Here is a 15,271-nt window from a genome sequence, read left to right as displayed (position 1 = left end):
GGTGAGAAATTCTGTATACAATTGAATAAATATCCTCCCGGGATAATAGGTTTCCGAATGGATGAAGAAAAAATAAAATGAAATATAGCAGAAAGAACATTCGGGTGATTTGTACGTTCTATTGTTACTACATCTCCTACTTTATAGCTATGATCAAAAAACTATTCATAATAGATGATGAACCTATTCATCATAAATTAGTAGAGCTTGTAATAAAGTATTCAGGTTATCCAATAGACTATACATCGTTTAATCAAGCTGCGGATGCTTTTTCATATCTTGTTGATGATGAGAACATAAATTCTCTTCCTGATTTGATCTTGTTAGACCTAAACATGGCTATTATATCGGGTTGGGACTTTTTAGAGTTGTTTGAGACGTTTAATTCCCGCTTTTATAAAACCGATATTATTATACTAACCTCTTCTATAAATCCTCACGACAAAATAAAAGCATTAACTTATAAATGCGTAAAAGGCTTTTTCTCAAAGCCATTTACTGAGCAAATTCTGGATTACCTTGTTCATTCCTCATCAATCACTGCAAATAAAAGTAACTGAAGATCTGCATCTTTACATCCTGAAATATCCCCTCGTCATTTATTTTTGGAACTCTGATTTAAGCTACGGTTTTATAAATAAAGGAATATTTATTTGTGCTTGTCTTTCCACATTCTAAATTCTTCAATTTCTTTATTCTGCCCGCTTATCATTTTTTTCGACATAGAAATAAGCGTAGCATCTTTGCCTGAATTAAGAAGGCCTTCGGCCATGTAAACGGCACTTTGGTGATGGGGAATCATCAAGGTTGCAAATTGCATGTCTATAGACTCTTTACCCGATTTTGGCATATCCATCATCATCATCATGTTTTTGTCCAGCACTTTACCAAAACCTTCTTTTTTATTCGCAGGATCATAGTTTTTGGATTCATCTTCATTAGTATCAAGAAAGTGTTCCAATTGATCAATTTCTTTCTTCTGAGCCTCAATAATTTCCCTGGCCATTGATTTTAATTGCTCATCGGATCCGGAACTAAGCTCCACCCTGGCCATATCCAAAGCAGCCTGGTGATGGCTTTTCATCATCAGGGCAAAATCTACATCAACATTGCCAGTCATAGCCATCTTATGCATCTCATTCATCATTTTATCCTTAGCTCCCATCATCTCACTGCTTTCGGCATGCAAATCCGCATTCATACTGCTATCGCTCATCTCCATTGTTTGATCCTCATTTTTGGATGTCCTGTTTTGACAAGCAGATAGGCAGAGCAAGAATGAAATTGTTACGGTGCATAAGATTTTCGTTTTCATTTTTGATTATGATATATTGGTAATTAACAAGGTTATAATATGCCGGCTTATCAAAAAGTTTGTTTAAAGTTTTAAACTCTGCTGGCAGGTATATTATTAATAAAACTGAGGGGAAGACAGCTTGGTTATAAAGCGCCATTACAGAGTTTTATAATTGAGGATTTAAAGCAATCAAACAGGGTGGAATGTAATTTGGGAATGTTCTTTAACGGCTGGAAATGGGATAATTAAAGCTCGACTCTAAATTGTTTAATTGCCGGAATGCATACAATGGAAGTTGAGATTGAAGAAAATAGGATTAACCCTTATAATAAGAGTTATAAAATTAAAGGAAGAAGCTTTTGGCCTCCTCCTTTAATAAGGTTTAGGTTGTTATAATATTTTATACTAAGTATTAACTTGAATATCTTTTAGATCGTTGTGACATGGATTGAGAAACTTTCCAGGTCAGTCCCGTTAAGCCTTTTGCTTTTTGAGCCATAAAATTAATTTTCTCTCCTTTAATCGTATACTCCGCAATAACAGCCGGAACATTATTGAATTTCGGATCGGGCAATTGTTTTAAAAAATCATTCATAGCCGCATTTACGTTTTTCTGGTTTTGCATAATAGATGGATGTTTATTGGTTATTATAAAATAAAAATTTGTTACTAAATTCTCTCTAATCGAGCATTAAAAGTTTAAGGATTTTAATGCTATTTCTCAAATTTCAGTTTCGCCTATCCTGTTTCCGAACGATGGATGGATAGTATGATTTATAGTATTTTATTAAAATGTTTTTCTAATAGATAAAGTAAAATCTCTTACTGTTTCATTGGCATTACAAATGTACAATGGCGGATTTTACCATAAAAGGTGGCAGATACCTGTTTTGCTAGATGTAAATACCTATTCTGAAACAGGACAGTTTGAATGATAGAAGGTGATTTGTTTTTGTTAATCTCTCTTATTAGAAAATGAAACCATTTCTAAGAGATTTAATGGGATAAACAGGTATTTATACCCAAGCTGATAAAGCTTTTTTTACGTGTTTAAACACATGAAAATATGGAGTTTATGTTCTGGGGTTATTGTTTTTTTACGTTCAAAAAAAATGAGGATATTATCGATAATAATGGAAAATCCTCATAAAAAAACGCGACTGTTTGTTTGATTTTTTAATGCAAATTTTGACTGGTTTTACTTCTGGACCACCTGTTACTTATGCCAGTCATCAGACGAGTTTACAGGTTAGGATGCACGAAAATTTCTCCTTTTAGAATTAAACTTTTTCGATAATTTTCTAACTGAGGGTACAAGAAACAAAAAATTATCTTTCTCCTGTTTTTTGAAGCCTTACCTCATTTACTACATGTGCATAATCATCGTCCTCGATCATTATCTTAACGTCTTCAGATCCCTCTTCCTGATCCTCTTGTACAACAGCGTCGCGGCCATCATCAATTTTTACTTTGTCACCGAATTTAAACTTTCTCATGATGCACTATTTAAAAGTGGAACAACTTAAATAAACTTAGGTTTTTTTTATTGAGTATTCACACAGTCTTTATTGATTAATCAATTAAATTTCAACACTATTTAGCCTTTGTTGTTAAACTGCTTAATAAGTAAAAAATCTCCGGTAAAATATTTCAGCTAAAAAATGACAACAATCTAAATTATGGCAAAAGGAACAAGAAGAACAGTTCTGGTAACAGGCGCAAGTTCGGGTATTGGACAGGGAATTGCGATAGGATTCGGCCAGCAAGGTGCAAATGTTATCATTAATTACCATAGCGACGAAGAAGGGGCTAATTTTACATTAGACCAGATTGTGAAGGAGGGAGGTAAAGGGTTAATTTACAAAGCCGATGTGGGGAGCGAAGCTGAAGTTATTGCTATGTTTGAGAGAGTTGAAGAGGAATATCAGGCACTCGATGTATTAATTAATAATGCTGGCATTCAAAAAGATAGCTCTTTTGTAGATATGACTTTTGAGCAATGGAACAAGGTTCTAAGCACTAACCTATCCGGGCAATTTTTATGTGCGAGGGAAGCAATAAAACAGTTCGGTAAGAAAAAACAAAGCATCCCTGAGGGCAAAGCAATTGGAAATATCATTTTTATTAGTTCGGTGCATGATATTATTCCCTGGGCAGGACATGTTAACTATGCCTCATCAAAAGGAGGTATTTTAATGTTGATGAAATCTCTTGCCCTGGAAGTGGCTCCAAAAAAAATAAGGGTAAATGGTATTTCTCCCGGCGCTATCGCAACAGATATTAATGATGATGTTTGGAAAGATGAGGAAAAGAAAAAAGAACTGATGAGGCTTATTCCCTATAAACGAATAGGCTTGCCCGAAGATATTGCGAAGGTAGCTGTTTGGCTGGCCTCTGATGAAAGCGATTATATAACGGGCACAACAATTTATGTGGATGGGGGTATGACTTTATATCCGGGTTTTGTAGATAACGGATAAGGATTTTTGCGGGTTAATTTTTGAGGATATAAAAATGCAAGATCAATTATTCTGATCTTTTCTTATATAAATAATCACTTTCAATATTTTCAGTTTTACCAAATTTTCGTTCATATTGAATTCCTGCATCTGACCCAAAGGGGTGTCCCCCAAATCCTTTTCGCATCATCGCAATAGCTTTATCAGAAATGCATTGGCTATTCCGGGATGCGAATAACTGCATTACTGATTGAGCGATAACAGGCACCGGAACCTCCATTCTCATGGCATCTGCTACCAGCCAGTTTACTTCACCGGTGTCTTCAATATAAGAAGGCACTGAATCAAATCCCTGTGTTTCATTATATACTTTAGCCATAAGCTCAATTAACCATGACCGGATGACCGACCCATGGTTCCAGGTTTTTAATATAGCAGGGAAATTTAATTCTTCCCGGTAATTCGAAAGTAAAGCCAAACCTTCTCCGATTGCCTGTAACATACCAAACTCAATTCCATTATGAACAAGCTTGACAAAATGACCCGAGCCCGGCGCTCCGGTGTGGACAAAGCCATTTTCAACAGCCAGGTCCTTTAAAATTGGTGCAGCGTGTTTCATCGCTTCGGGTTCACCGCCTGCCATAAAACATGCGCCATTTCTTGCGCCATCAACGCCTCCACTGGTGCCGCAATCAATAAAATACAAGCCATGGTCTTTTAATTTAAGCGATCGCCGTATAGAGTCTCCCCAATATGAATTTCCTCCATCAAGTATGATGTCGCCTTTGGATAAAATGGTTGACAGTTGTTCTAAAATTCTATCTATTACCGCTCCTGCAGGCACGTAGATAAAAATAGTTTTGGGTTCAGGAAGATTTGTGATCAGATCTTCTAAACTTCCCACTTGCTTAATCCCCTGTTTTTGAATCTCTTTGTTTTGATGCAGATCATAGCCAAAGACTTTGTATCCTTTATCCATAGCTTGCAATGCCATATTTCCGCCCATTTTGCCAAGGCCTATTATTCCGATTGCTGGTTTTCTCATATTCATGTTTTTATATCGATTATATAAAGAAATTGCTGCGCCGGATGTTTTATCGAACTCTTCAGGATTTTGTATTTAAGAAAATCGCAGTCTTATAAGTCCGGCTATTGCAAGTGTATAATTATTTTTTTAGACCATCAGACTAAAATTTAAGAACAAGACTTCGTTAGACATGTTCTTTTAAAGTATTAATTTTGAGCGACTTAAGAACGAAATCTTTTCAGTGTCCTGCTAAGAATCAAAAAGATCCAATGAAAATTGGGTAATAGTCTGAGCCTGTCAGAAGAAATACTGTTTTACTTTAGAGATTGTGATTATGGCCTTGAATGTTAAACGAATGCCTGTTCATTTTGATCCTGATCCAAAACGTGTTATAGTTCGTTTTTTTATGCCCGGTGGACCAGTAAGGGCAAAAAAGATTATTTCCCGTGTTATGGGGCTGTCTGAAAGTGATGCTCTTCAGGTTCTCAACCAAACCCTTCGCGATTTTTCTAACAGACATCGAAATATAACCCGCATTTTCTTCAAGCATTTTGATCGGGTTACAAACCTGTTGACAGAATTGGGTTATGATCCGGAAAAAATACAAAAAGAGAGGAAGCTTTTGGTTGGGGCGTATTTTACACATGAATACTCTATTGAATCGGCAGCTTTTTTTAATCCTTCTGTGGTAGAAGATCCGGATCAATCACATCTTCAGAAAAATCAAAAGCGGATCATCGTGAGTTTCAGAGCAACCGGCGAGGGGCATGTGTCATCCGTCGTTTTTCGCGGAGGAGTGCTGGGTGCTGATAATAATATTGAGTTTAATCCGGCCGGCAGACTGGTGGATGAAGCTGAAACTATTCAGGTCCATGTTTATGAAAAATCTAATTTCCTGCATAAGCTTCACGATATGCAGCTGGAAGATTATGATATTGTTGATAAAATTTTTTCTCAACTGGGCGACACCTTTGTTTTTAACGAACTGAGAAACAGCATTGCAGAGTATCAAAAAAACAACGAAATAAAAATCACCGATGAGAAGGTATTACAATCTATTAAATGGATTGCTAACGCACAATATCAAATAACATTTTCTTTGGATACAGCTATAGCTGAGCGGGTTATATTTCCAATAAGTGATTCGGAGAGTAATGGAATCGAGGATGCCAGATTCGTGCGTTTTACCGAAGATGACGGCACTGTCAGGTACTATGCTACTTACACTGCCTATAATGGTTTTGTTATTTTGCCTCAACTAATTGAGACGACGGATTTCTATACATTTAATATAATGCCGATTTATGGTAAACACGCCCAGAATAAAGGCATGGCTCTTTTTCCTAAAAAGGTTAATGGTTTATATTCTATGCTTTCACGCAATGACGGGGAGAATAATTATATTATGTTTTCCGACCAGATTAATAACTGGGACAATGAACCTGTATTACTCCAAGAACCCCGTTTTCCATGGGAGTTTATACAATTGGGTAATTCCGGATCACCGGTTGAAACTGACAAAGGATGGTTAGTAATAACCCATGGCGTGGGAGCCATGCGCCGGTATTGTATGGGAGCAATTTTACTTCATCAGGATGATCCAACTAAGGTAATAGGGCAACTTCCAATTCCGTTGCTAATGGCAAATGAAGATGAGCGTGAAGGTTATGTACCCAATGTCGTTTATTCATGCGGTGCAATAATTTATAATAATGCATTGATTATACCCTATGCAATGTCTGATTATAGTTCGGGATTTGCCAGTGTTTCTATGGATGAACTATTTGAAAATATGCTTTTTGAAAGAAGCGAAAGTGAAACGAAGCGGATTGCTAAGCAAAGTCGTAATATTTTATTAGCGGAAGATAATGAATTATCCCGTCTGATAACTGCCAAAATACTGACGGATGAAGGATACAATGTAGTACTTGCCGTTGACGGAATGGATGCTTTAATGGAATTAAGTAAACAGCACTTTGACTTGATTTTAACGGATATTTCAATGCCTAATATAACAGGATACCAGTTGTTGGAATATTTAAAGACTAAGAATATAAAAATTCCGGTTGTTTTTCTTACAAGCCATATCAGCGAGGAAGATGAAATTAAAGGTCTGGAACAAGGTGCAGTTGAATACCTGCGAAAACCAATTACCAAAAATCTGTTATCGTTAAGGGTTAACAAACTGTTTGATTTAAAATAAATGTGCGGAAAGGGTCAAATGAAAGGTCAGTGACTGAATGTATATTGGTTTTATCTTGCCTTATGTATTTGATCAGTAGGTGATTGTGAAATATTCGCATTTAGATCGCGTGTTTTTTTCAGAAAGCAACACATCTGGCAAATACTGAAATTTAAATGGCTTTTTATCCAAACAAATCGAAAACTATTCCTATTTCCCGCAATTATATAGTTAAGGGTTTGTAGATCAAATGAATAAGGTATTAGAAAAATCCAGGTGAAAATATAATAGATAATTATTAATAATTAGGAGGGATTTTATGAAACTGTTTACTGCGAAATTCCGAACTGGGAACCTGGATTGTGGAGTGATAATAACACCATCTGAGAACAACAGAAAATTCAAAGTTGAGATGGTTACGGGTGACCCTAACCCTGTTGTCCTGAAACGTTCAGATAATGACAGTTGGACAATTGAGAATAAAGGAACTCTTAATGTTTCAGATGCGGAATTTCAACAACTCGGACAAACTATTGATGCATATTTAGATAGGGTGTATAGTATGAAAACTGTTGTTATACTAACGGATTTCTCTGATGCTGCATTTAATGCGGCGCGGTATGCCGCGGCTTTAACTCATCAGTTAGGTACATCTGATATGATATTATATCATTCTTACCAGATTATCTCCGGGGATAAGTGGCTTCCCGCATCCATGCCGGCTGAGCCTATAGATATTCGTGCAAAGTCTGTTAAAGATCTTGAGGATTTAAAACACAAACTACAACCGCTGGTAAATAAGCAAACAATTATAGAAATACGGACAGATGAGCGTCCACTTGTTGATGCTGAACAATTAATTTCTGAGCAGCAGAATGCCGGACTGGTGGTGATGGGTATAACCGGTAAAAGCAATCTCGAACAAATACTGGTAGGCAGCAATGCAATCAAGGTCGCAAGAGAATGTTCGGCCCCATTACTAATAGTGCCCAAGGGAGCAAAATTTGAGGAAATAAAGCGCGTAGTGTTTGCCTGCGATCTTAGAAGGATTTCAAGTACAACCCCCGTACATGCTATAAAAACATTTATTCATGCTTTGAATGCTGATCTTATGATTTTATATAGAGACCAGGATGGACGGGATCATTTTAATCCGGATACCGTTTCTCAACAAACCTTGTTGCATAGACAATGGGATGATGAAAAACCGGAATACCATTATATTGAACACGATGATATCGCAGATGGAATTATGCAGTTCGCGCTCGGGCATGACATACAACTTGTAATTACAGTACCTCAAACCTACCATTTTTTTGAAAGTCTGTTTCATCGCAGCTTAACTAAAAAATTAGCTTTCCATACAACAATACCACTATTACTATTAAGGGAGGAGATATAGGTGCTATCCGGAGATTTAGTTGCGCAGGTTTTTTAAGAAATGCATAACAATATATAAGATTATAATGTTCTACCTGGATGGAACCTGTATTCGTTGCATTCATGACTATTGCTTAAACAATACCAGCTATGAAAATTAACGTGAAAGATCCTCAATCGAGGGAAATTTTAGAACTTGAGGCAAACCCCGCGGAAAATGATAAAGAACCGGGATGGTCTGTGATATTACCAGCTGGTAATTCTGTCTTTATTACCCTTGTGGAGGGGGAGTGGGAAGCCAGGCACAACGAAACGATTGAACCGGATTTTTTAAAAGCCATAGGCGAAGCAATAAATCCTTTGTCAGGAAACCAGAAGAATACCATGGAGATTCCGAAAAATCCGGAAACTTCTCCGGATGACTCGAATATAGAAAAACTATCCATACATCAAAAAGAAGCTGAAATCAGCAAACGTAATCTCCCGGGTAACGAACCAAAACCCTGATTATAAAAAATTAAACACTTGCTAAATAGTTAATATTAAAGCAGGTGAAATTTACAAGACATGAAAATAGCATATATTTCAACCTATCCGCCACGGGAATGTGGATTGGCGACTTTTAATCATAATCTCAGAAGAGCAATTAACTCTAATTTTTTAACTGAAAACCCATCCGAAACTGGCTTTGTTGTTGCGCTAAATAATTCCGAAAATTTGCAGGAGTATGATTACCCTGAAGAAGTTAAATGTGTTATCAGGCAAAATTATCAGGATGATTATGCCGTTGCTGCTGCTTTTATAAATTCAAGCGATGCCGATGCCTGTATTCTTCAACATGAATTTGGTATCTATGGGGGAGAAAATGGAATATATCTTCTTCCCTTTCTCAACAAGCTGGATAAGCCTCTGATTTCTATTATGCACACCATATTAAAGTCGCCCACATTCCTGCAGAAAGTTATTATCCGCGAAATTGCGAAGCGCTCTGCAAAAGTGGTTGTGATGAGTAAACGTGCCGTTAAATTCCTGGAGGAGATTTATCAGGTACCAGAAGGAAAAATTCAGCTTATCGAGCATGGTGTGCCAGACCTGGAAGCTCCGGCTGTTAATCCCGTTCGTGAGCTTGCTGAATTGAAAAATAAGCGTCTGTTACTCACTTTTGGATTACTCAGCAGGAATAAGGGACTGGAAACAGTGATTCATGCATTGCCTAAAATTGTAAAACAGCATCCGGAGGTGATGTACGTTATCTTAGGAAATACACATCCCGGAATAGTGAAAAATTCCGGGGAAGAATACCGGGACTCGTTGCAGCAGCTGGCCGTTGAATTAAAGGTTGATCAGCATATTACGTTTATTAATAAATTTGTAACAGAGGAAGAGCTGATCAATTATCTGACAGCTGCTGATATTTATATTACCCCTTATTTTAATGTAGCTCAAATTACCAGCGGCACACTTTCGTATGCAGTTGGTGCCGGGGCGGCTGTAGTATCTACCCCTTATTGGCATGCTCAGGAACTTCTGGATAATAATCGGGGGCGTTTATTTAATTTTAAAGATGAGTTTGGGCTTGCAGATATTGTTAACCAGCTTCTTGAAAGTCCGGAAAAATTAAACACATTAAAAAAGAATGCTTACCAATATGGACTCAAACTTCGCTGGCCTAAGATAGGTCTTGAATATATTGAGCAGATTGAAAATGCAGTAAATCACCCTGACTACAGTGAGAAAATTTTAAGCCAGATTATTGACCCGGGGTTGATGCCGGAATTTGACCTGGCATATATAAGGCGGTTAACAGACGATACCGGTATTTTCCAGCATGCCAAATATGGCGTTCCCAACCGAAAAGAGGGTTATTGTCTGGATGATAATGCCCGTGCTCTGATTATGGCATTAATGGCTTATCAAACTACCAGGAGTAGAGAAGCGCTTGATCTACTTCCGGTTTACCTAAGTTTTATTCACGATATGCAGCTTGAAGACGGAAATTTTCGTAATTTTTTAAGCTTTAGCAGGCAATATCTCGATGAAGAAGGTTCTGATGATTCCTTTGGTCGTACCATCTGGGCCCTGGGTTATCTGATACATACCGCCCCTAATAATTCATTCGGAGAATTAGGGCATGAATTATTTCTTAAATCTGTTCCTCATTTCAAAAAACTGACACATCTGCGAGGAATATGCAATACTATTACCGGTATAAGCTATTATTTAAGAACCCATCCTTACGATGAAAAAATATTGCAGGAACTTAAATCGCTTACCCATAAATTGCTTGGTGCATATAACACCACAAAAGGGCATGATTGGCATTGGTTTGAAAATCATCTCACTTATGACAATGCTATATTCCCATTGGCTTTATTTCATTCTGCCGAAGTAACAAGAAATGATCAGGTAAAACAGGTAGCATTGGAGTCATTGCAATTTATTGAGAAACTTACTGTAGGCACGGATTATCTTAACCCCGTAGGAAATAATGGATGGTACCTCAGAGACGGACAAATGCCTCTGCATGATCAGCAGGCTATCGAAGTAATGGCTATGGTATTAATGTATTTCCAGGTATATAAGGTAACCGGCGAAACGAAGTATCTAAAGAAAGTGTTTTCGAGCTATTTATGGTTTCTTGGAGAAAATTCTCTTCGGATACCTTTATATGATGCTGAAGTTAAAGGGTGCTGCGATGGCTTACAGCCGTCGGGAATTAACCGTAACCAGGGAGCAGAAAGTACTCTGGCCTATCTTATTTCTCATTTAACGGTGCTTGATGCCTTTAAACATGAATATCAGGATAACGAGAATATAGAAAAACAGAAAAAGATATTTTTTAAATGATGCCATGATGTGCCGGGCTCGGAAAGTAAAGTCATGGATAAAAACTGCGGCACAGGAGAGCTTCATGGCCTGTACCTAACATATTCAAAATGAAAATTGCCATTTTAGCCCCTGTTGCATGGAGAACACCACCCAGGCATTATGGTCCATGGGAACAAGTGGCTTCTAATGTCGCTGAAGGACTTGTTGCCGCAGGAATGGATGTTACTTTATTTGCTACCCAGGATTCTCTTACTGACGGAAAATTGGATGCTGTTATAGCTAAAGGTTATGCAGAAGATCTGAAGGTGGATGCCAAGAGTGTTGAATGTCTGCATATCAGTAACCTGATGGAAAAGGCGGGGGAGTTTGATTTAATTCATAATCATTTTGATTTTCTGCCGCTTAGTTATTCACGATTAATCAACACACCGGTTTTAACTACCATACATGGTTTTTCGTCTCAGAAAATAATTTCTGTTTATAAAAAATATAATGGCTCATCGCATTATGTATCGATAAGTAATTCTGACCGGAGCCCTGACTTAGACTACCTGGCAACAGTGTATAATGGTTTACGGATCTCAGATTTCATTTTCAACCCGGAGCCGGGGAATTATCTGTTGTTTTTGGGAAGGATACATCCTGATAAGGGAACAGCAGAAGCTATTGAGATTGCCCGCCGCTCTAAAAAGAAATTACTTATTGCCGGAATTATCCAGGATCAGGCTTATTTTGATGAGAAAGTAAAACCCTTTCTGGGGGATGAAATTCAATTCCTGGGTCATGCTGGCCCTGAAATGCGTAACAAGCTACTAGGAAATGCGATGGCGTTACTTCATCCTATTCATTTTAATGAACCTTTCGGGATGAGTGTGGCTGAAGCAATGCTTTGCGGCACGCCAGTAATCGCCTTCAATAAAGGATCAATGCCCGAACTTATCGGGCATGAAAAAACCGGCTTCCTTGTAAATAATGTTGATGAAGCAGTTGACTTTGTGCCTTCTACATCAAAATTAAACCGGTACTCTTGTAATGAATGGGCGGCTTCCCGTTTCTCTCAGGAAAAGATGGCGGCCGATTATATTCGTTGCTATAAAACCATTTGTTAGCTATGAGTGGCTTTTAATCTATCCAGTAAAGCTTTCAAATCTACTGTGGCAAAAGAGGATGAATAGTCTGATAATCCGTAAGGAATAATTAGTTTTCCATTATTGATGATAGACCCGCAAGAATAAACCACATTAGGAACGTATCCTTCACGTTCATCAGGATTTGGCATTAATAAGGGTTCTTCTAACCTGCCAATTTCCACCGATGGATCATCGAGCTTTAACAAGCAGGCACTCAAACAATATTTGCGCATAGGGCCAACTGCATGAGTGATTACCAACCATCCTTCCTCGGTTTCAATAGGCGAACCGCAATTACCGATTTGCACAAATTCCCAGCTGTATTTTGGTTGCTGAAGTTTAACAGGATTTTCCCAGACATTGATCTTTTCTGAATACATAATATAATTATTCCAACCATCAATACGCGATAGCATGGCATATTTGCCGTTTATTTTACGAGGGAATAATGCCAGGTTTTTATTTTGTGCGCCCGCACCAAATAATGGTCCTATTTTGAAATCATAAAAATCTTTGGTTTTTAACAGCTTAGGCATTATTATAGCGCCGTCAAAAGCGGTATAGGTGGCATAATAAGTTATTTGGCCATCATCTTCAATAAATTTAACAAAACGTGGGTCTTCAATGCCTTTTCGTTCAAATTCTGAAATTGGAAATATTACCCTGTCTGAGATGTCTGTATCCATAGAAAAAATGATTTCATAGAATGAATCAGACAGCCATAAAACTTTTTCGAGCTCCACATCTCTAACAGGGTCGGGTTCAATTTTTTGTGATTCGAGAATCGTGTTTCTTAAAGTGACATAATCAAAGTTTTCATCAAGTTTGGTCTCCAGCTCTTTTAATACGTTAATACCAACCCTTGATACTAAAGCCTTTTCCAGGAAAAGCTTTTTATTGTAGCTTGCATTCCGTATAATCTCTGCTTCATCGATGTAATTTCCAACCGGAATAACATTAATATTATTATGCTTGTCTATTAATGCTCGTCTGAATACGATTGATGAAATGTGCCCTTCGCCAACTGCTCTGAAACTAATGATTAAGCGTCTTTCGCCCTCTTCAAGTTCTGTTTGATTGGGGTCTTCAATAATCGATGGATTGAAGAATGCCGCCGATTCAATGGAATACTCATGGGTAAAGTAGGAACCGATAAGCAATTTTCGATAGGGTTGAATACTATCATGATCGATTCCCATCGTATCAAATAAAAATTTAAGCTTACTGCAATGCTTTTCCAGAAGTTTTGTGATATTTCGGTGCCGTTTTGAATATTCCTGTAAAAGGGGCGATATAATGCTGAATACCTGTTCATCACTCAAGGTCATCACCCTGGTAATCACTTCTTTGCCACGTTCATCTCCATTATAAAAGAATCTCGCAATTACACGTTTTGGATCAGGATATACTTTGATAGGTTTTCGCTCTATAGGGAGTCTCATGTGTTTTTTATTGAAAAAAAGAATAATACAAAATAATTACCAATAATGTATACTATTGGAAAATAGTTTACATTGAATTTTATTGCATCTTTACCTAAATTTATCTGTTACATCTACTGGGAGATATAGATGAAAAATAATTTTAAGTTTAGAAAGTTTTAAAATCATGACTTCTAAGACTTCCAACTTATTAAAGACCTTGATTTCTGGCTCTTTGTTGGATGAAAATAACAGCCCTTCGCCTGAAAAACCAGTTGCTACCATTTTACCGAAGTCCTAACATTAGATCTCTGCTGAAAAGTTATTCAAAAGATTCAGGAGACTCAGTTACTGTTTTTCTCGGCTTTATACTCAATAACAACACCCCGGCTACTACCAATACAGTTCCAAAAATTTGTTCTGTAAAAATTTCTTCTCCTAAAAAGTAATGCGCCTGGACAATAGTGGATACAGGACCAATACTTGAGATGATTGCTACATTGTTTGAACCTATCTTCTTCAGTGCTGAGGATAACATAAATGTTGGAATAACCGTGGCTACAATAGCCAGCAACAAACCATACCACCATAAGTCTTTACTGTGCAAAAGCATGTTAAATTCACCACGAAAGATGAAGTGGAGGAATATGCCTGCAGTTGCTGAAAGCATCGCATAAGCTGTAAACTTGGCCGGACCAATTTGAGGAATTAATCTGCCGCTGCCTACTATATAAATGGAGTAAGTTATCGCACAGATAAAAATCAGAAAACTGCCCAGGAAAAAATCGGGATTAGAAGTGTCGACATTTAATTCACCTAAGTACGCCAAGCCAATACCTGAATAAGTTAGTAATAAAGCTATTTGCTGCTTGCGATTGATCTTTTGCTTATAAATAATGGCATTGATTAATACAACGAAAGTGGGATACAGAAATAGTATGAGTCTTTCAAGTCCGGCAGAAATATATTGCAGTCCGATGAAGTCAAATAGACTGCTTAAATAATACCCGAAAATTCCTAAAAAAATTATAGATAACCATTGCTTTCCCGACATCTTTACATTGCTCTCTTTATTGCTAATCATAAATGCTGCGATCAGATAAAATGGTAGTGAAAATATCATGCGTAGCGTAAGTAATGAAAGTGCATCGACTTTAATTTGAGCAAAGGCAAGCTTGACCATAATAGCCTTTGTGGAAAATAAAATAGCACCTACGAAAGCAATACTAATTCCTATGAGAGTTAATGGTTGTTTAATTTTTTCCATAAATTATATATCCTCCCGGCACGTGCACAGCGAGGATGTTATCAGTTGTTAAAAATCGGCAAACATAGTTTTACTTTAAATTTGATTCAAAATTTTAACCAAAGTTCGCCAAAACGAAACTTCATTCTATTATCAAAAAGTGGCAATAGTAAGCAATTTCATAAAATAATAATGCCTCGAAATATCACCAGGTCCTTGAATTGGTAGTTAGATACAATGTCTGAATGTTAAAGAACCGGCTTTCAACCATTAGTTTAGGCAGCATTTGTTTCCCGCCAA

13 protein-coding genes are annotated in these 15,271 nt (G+C 37.3%); 7 read left to right on the top strand and 6 right to left on the bottom strand.

Going from position 1 to position 15,271, the window contains the following annotated elements:
• The first annotated feature begins 149 nt into the window (after window positions 1-149).
• The gene (locus WG906_RS06720) at window positions 150-560 is read left to right on the top strand and encodes a response regulator (RefSeq protein ID WP_339991782.1); all 411 of its coding nucleotides are present in this window, start codon (window positions 150-152) and stop codon (window positions 558-560) included.
• A gap of 89 nt (window positions 561-649) precedes the next feature.
• Here WG906_RS06720 and WG906_RS06715 read toward each other — a convergent pair whose 3' ends face one another.
• From WG906_RS06715 to WG906_RS06705, 3 genes are all read right to left on the bottom strand, one after another.
• Window positions 650-1,315 carry a DUF305 domain-containing protein gene (locus WG906_RS06715; protein WP_339991781.1) on the bottom strand — a complete coding sequence of 222 codons (666 nt, stop codon included), beginning with the start codon at window positions 1,313-1,315 and terminating at the stop codon, window positions 650-652.
• 394 nt (window positions 1,316-1,709) lie between these two features.
• Complete coding sequence (locus tag WG906_RS06710) at window positions 1,710-1,922, bottom strand: hypothetical protein (protein ID WP_339991780.1); 213 nt, start codon at window positions 1,920-1,922, stop codon at window positions 1,710-1,712.
• A 703-nt stretch (window positions 1,923-2,625) separates the two neighbouring features.
• Window positions 2,626-2,793, bottom strand: coding sequence for a hypothetical protein (locus WG906_RS06705; RefSeq protein ID WP_339991779.1), 168 nt, complete (start codon window positions 2,791-2,793; stop codon window positions 2,626-2,628).
• A 183-nt stretch (window positions 2,794-2,976) separates the two neighbouring features.
• On the opposite strand from WG906_RS06705, the gene WG906_RS06700 reads away from it, so the two are divergent.
• Entirely contained in the window at window positions 2,977-3,777 is an 801-nt protein-coding gene (locus WG906_RS06700) for an SDR family oxidoreductase (RefSeq protein ID WP_339991778.1), read from the top strand.
• A 46-nt stretch (window positions 3,778-3,823) separates the two neighbouring features.
• On the opposite strand, the gene gnd is transcribed toward WG906_RS06700, so the two are convergent.
• Window positions 3,824-4,801, bottom strand: coding sequence for a phosphogluconate dehydrogenase (NAD(+)-dependent, decarboxylating) (gene gnd, locus WG906_RS06695; protein WP_339991777.1), 978 nt, complete (start codon window positions 4,799-4,801; stop codon window positions 3,824-3,826).
• A 337-nt stretch (window positions 4,802-5,138) separates the two neighbouring features.
• Between gnd and WG906_RS06690 the strand changes: the two genes are divergently transcribed.
• The 5 genes from WG906_RS06690 to WG906_RS06670 all read left to right on the top strand — a co-directional run bounded on the left by WG906_RS06690 (window position 5,139) and on the right by WG906_RS06670 (window position 12,283).
• Entirely contained in the window at window positions 5,139-6,986 is a 1,848-nt protein-coding gene (locus WG906_RS06690; RefSeq protein WP_339991776.1) for a response regulator, read from the top strand.
• 298 nt (window positions 6,987-7,284) lie between these two features.
• On the top strand, window positions 7,285-8,367 hold the full coding sequence (locus WG906_RS06685) for a universal stress protein (RefSeq protein ID WP_339991775.1): 1,083 nt from the start codon (window positions 7,285-7,287) through the stop codon (window positions 8,365-8,367).
• Window positions 8,368-8,495: 128 nt separating this feature from the next.
• Window positions 8,496-8,852 carry a hypothetical protein gene (locus WG906_RS06680; protein WP_339991774.1) on the top strand — a complete coding sequence of 119 codons (357 nt, stop codon included), beginning with the start codon at window positions 8,496-8,498 and terminating at the stop codon, window positions 8,850-8,852.
• A gap of 60 nt (window positions 8,853-8,912) precedes the next feature.
• Window positions 8,913-11,192 carry a glycosyltransferase family 4 protein gene (locus WG906_RS06675; RefSeq protein ID WP_339991773.1) on the top strand — a complete coding sequence of 760 codons (2,280 nt, stop codon included), beginning with the start codon at window positions 8,913-8,915 and terminating at the stop codon, window positions 11,190-11,192.
• Between the two features lie 89 nt (window positions 11,193-11,281).
• Complete coding sequence (locus tag WG906_RS06670; protein ID WP_339991772.1) at window positions 11,282-12,283, top strand: glycosyltransferase family 4 protein; 1,002 nt, start codon at window positions 11,282-11,284, stop codon at window positions 12,281-12,283.
• Here the strand turns inward: WG906_RS06670 and WG906_RS06665 are convergent.
• Window positions 12,280-13,746, bottom strand: a complete 1,467-nt coding sequence (locus tag WG906_RS06665) for a glycoside hydrolase family 130 protein (RefSeq protein ID WP_339991771.1) — start codon at window positions 13,744-13,746, stop codon at window positions 12,280-12,282. The genes WG906_RS06670 and WG906_RS06665 overlap by 4 nt on opposite strands.
• Before the next feature lie 301 nt (window positions 13,747-14,047).
• On the bottom strand, window positions 14,048-14,992 hold the full coding sequence (locus tag WG906_RS06660; protein WP_339991770.1) for a DMT family transporter: 945 nt from the start codon (window positions 14,990-14,992) through the stop codon (window positions 14,048-14,050).
• Window positions 14,993-15,271: the final 279 nt, after the last annotated feature.

This window comes from Pedobacter superstes (genome assembly GCF_037622515.1).
GTDB classification, from domain to species: domain Bacteria; phylum Bacteroidota; class Bacteroidia; order Sphingobacteriales; family Sphingobacteriaceae; genus Paradesertivirga; species Paradesertivirga superstes.
This window is presented reverse-complemented; position numbering and strand designations above follow the sequence as displayed.

Coding starts and splice junctions, on each gene's coding strand:
- WG906_RS06720 (WP_339991782.1), top strand. CDS start 150: ATGATCAAAAAACTATTCATAATAGATGATGAACCTATTCATCATAAA.
- WG906_RS06715 (WP_339991781.1), bottom strand. CDS start 1,315: ATGAAAACGAAAATCTTATGCACCGTAACAATTTCATTCTTGCTCTGC.
- WG906_RS06710 (WP_339991780.1), bottom strand. CDS start 1,922: ATGCAAAACCAGAAAAACGTAAATGCGGCTATGAATGATTTTTTAAAA.
- WG906_RS06705 (WP_339991779.1), bottom strand. CDS start 2,793: ATGAGAAAGTTTAAATTCGGTGACAAAGTAAAAATTGATGATGGCCGC.
- WG906_RS06700 (WP_339991778.1), top strand. CDS start 2,977: ATGGCAAAAGGAACAAGAAGAACAGTTCTGGTAACAGGCGCAAGTTCG.
- gnd (WP_339991777.1), bottom strand. CDS start 4,801: ATGAGAAAACCAGCAATCGGAATAATAGGCCTTGGCAAAATGGGCGGA.
- WG906_RS06690 (WP_339991776.1), top strand. CDS start 5,139: ATGCCTGTTCATTTTGATCCTGATCCAAAACGTGTTATAGTTCGTTTT.
- WG906_RS06685 (WP_339991775.1), top strand. CDS start 7,285: ATGAAACTGTTTACTGCGAAATTCCGAACTGGGAACCTGGATTGTGGA.
- WG906_RS06680 (WP_339991774.1), top strand. CDS start 8,496: ATGAAAATTAACGTGAAAGATCCTCAATCGAGGGAAATTTTAGAACTT.
- WG906_RS06675 (WP_339991773.1), top strand. CDS start 8,913: ATGAAAATAGCATATATTTCAACCTATCCGCCACGGGAATGTGGATTG.
- WG906_RS06670 (WP_339991772.1), top strand. CDS start 11,282: ATGAAAATTGCCATTTTAGCCCCTGTTGCATGGAGAACACCACCCAGG.
- WG906_RS06665 (WP_339991771.1), bottom strand. CDS start 13,746: ATGAGACTCCCTATAGAGCGAAAACCTATCAAAGTATATCCTGATCCA.
- WG906_RS06660 (WP_339991770.1), bottom strand. CDS start 14,992: ATGGAAAAAATTAAACAACCATTAACTCTCATAGGAATTAGTATTGCT.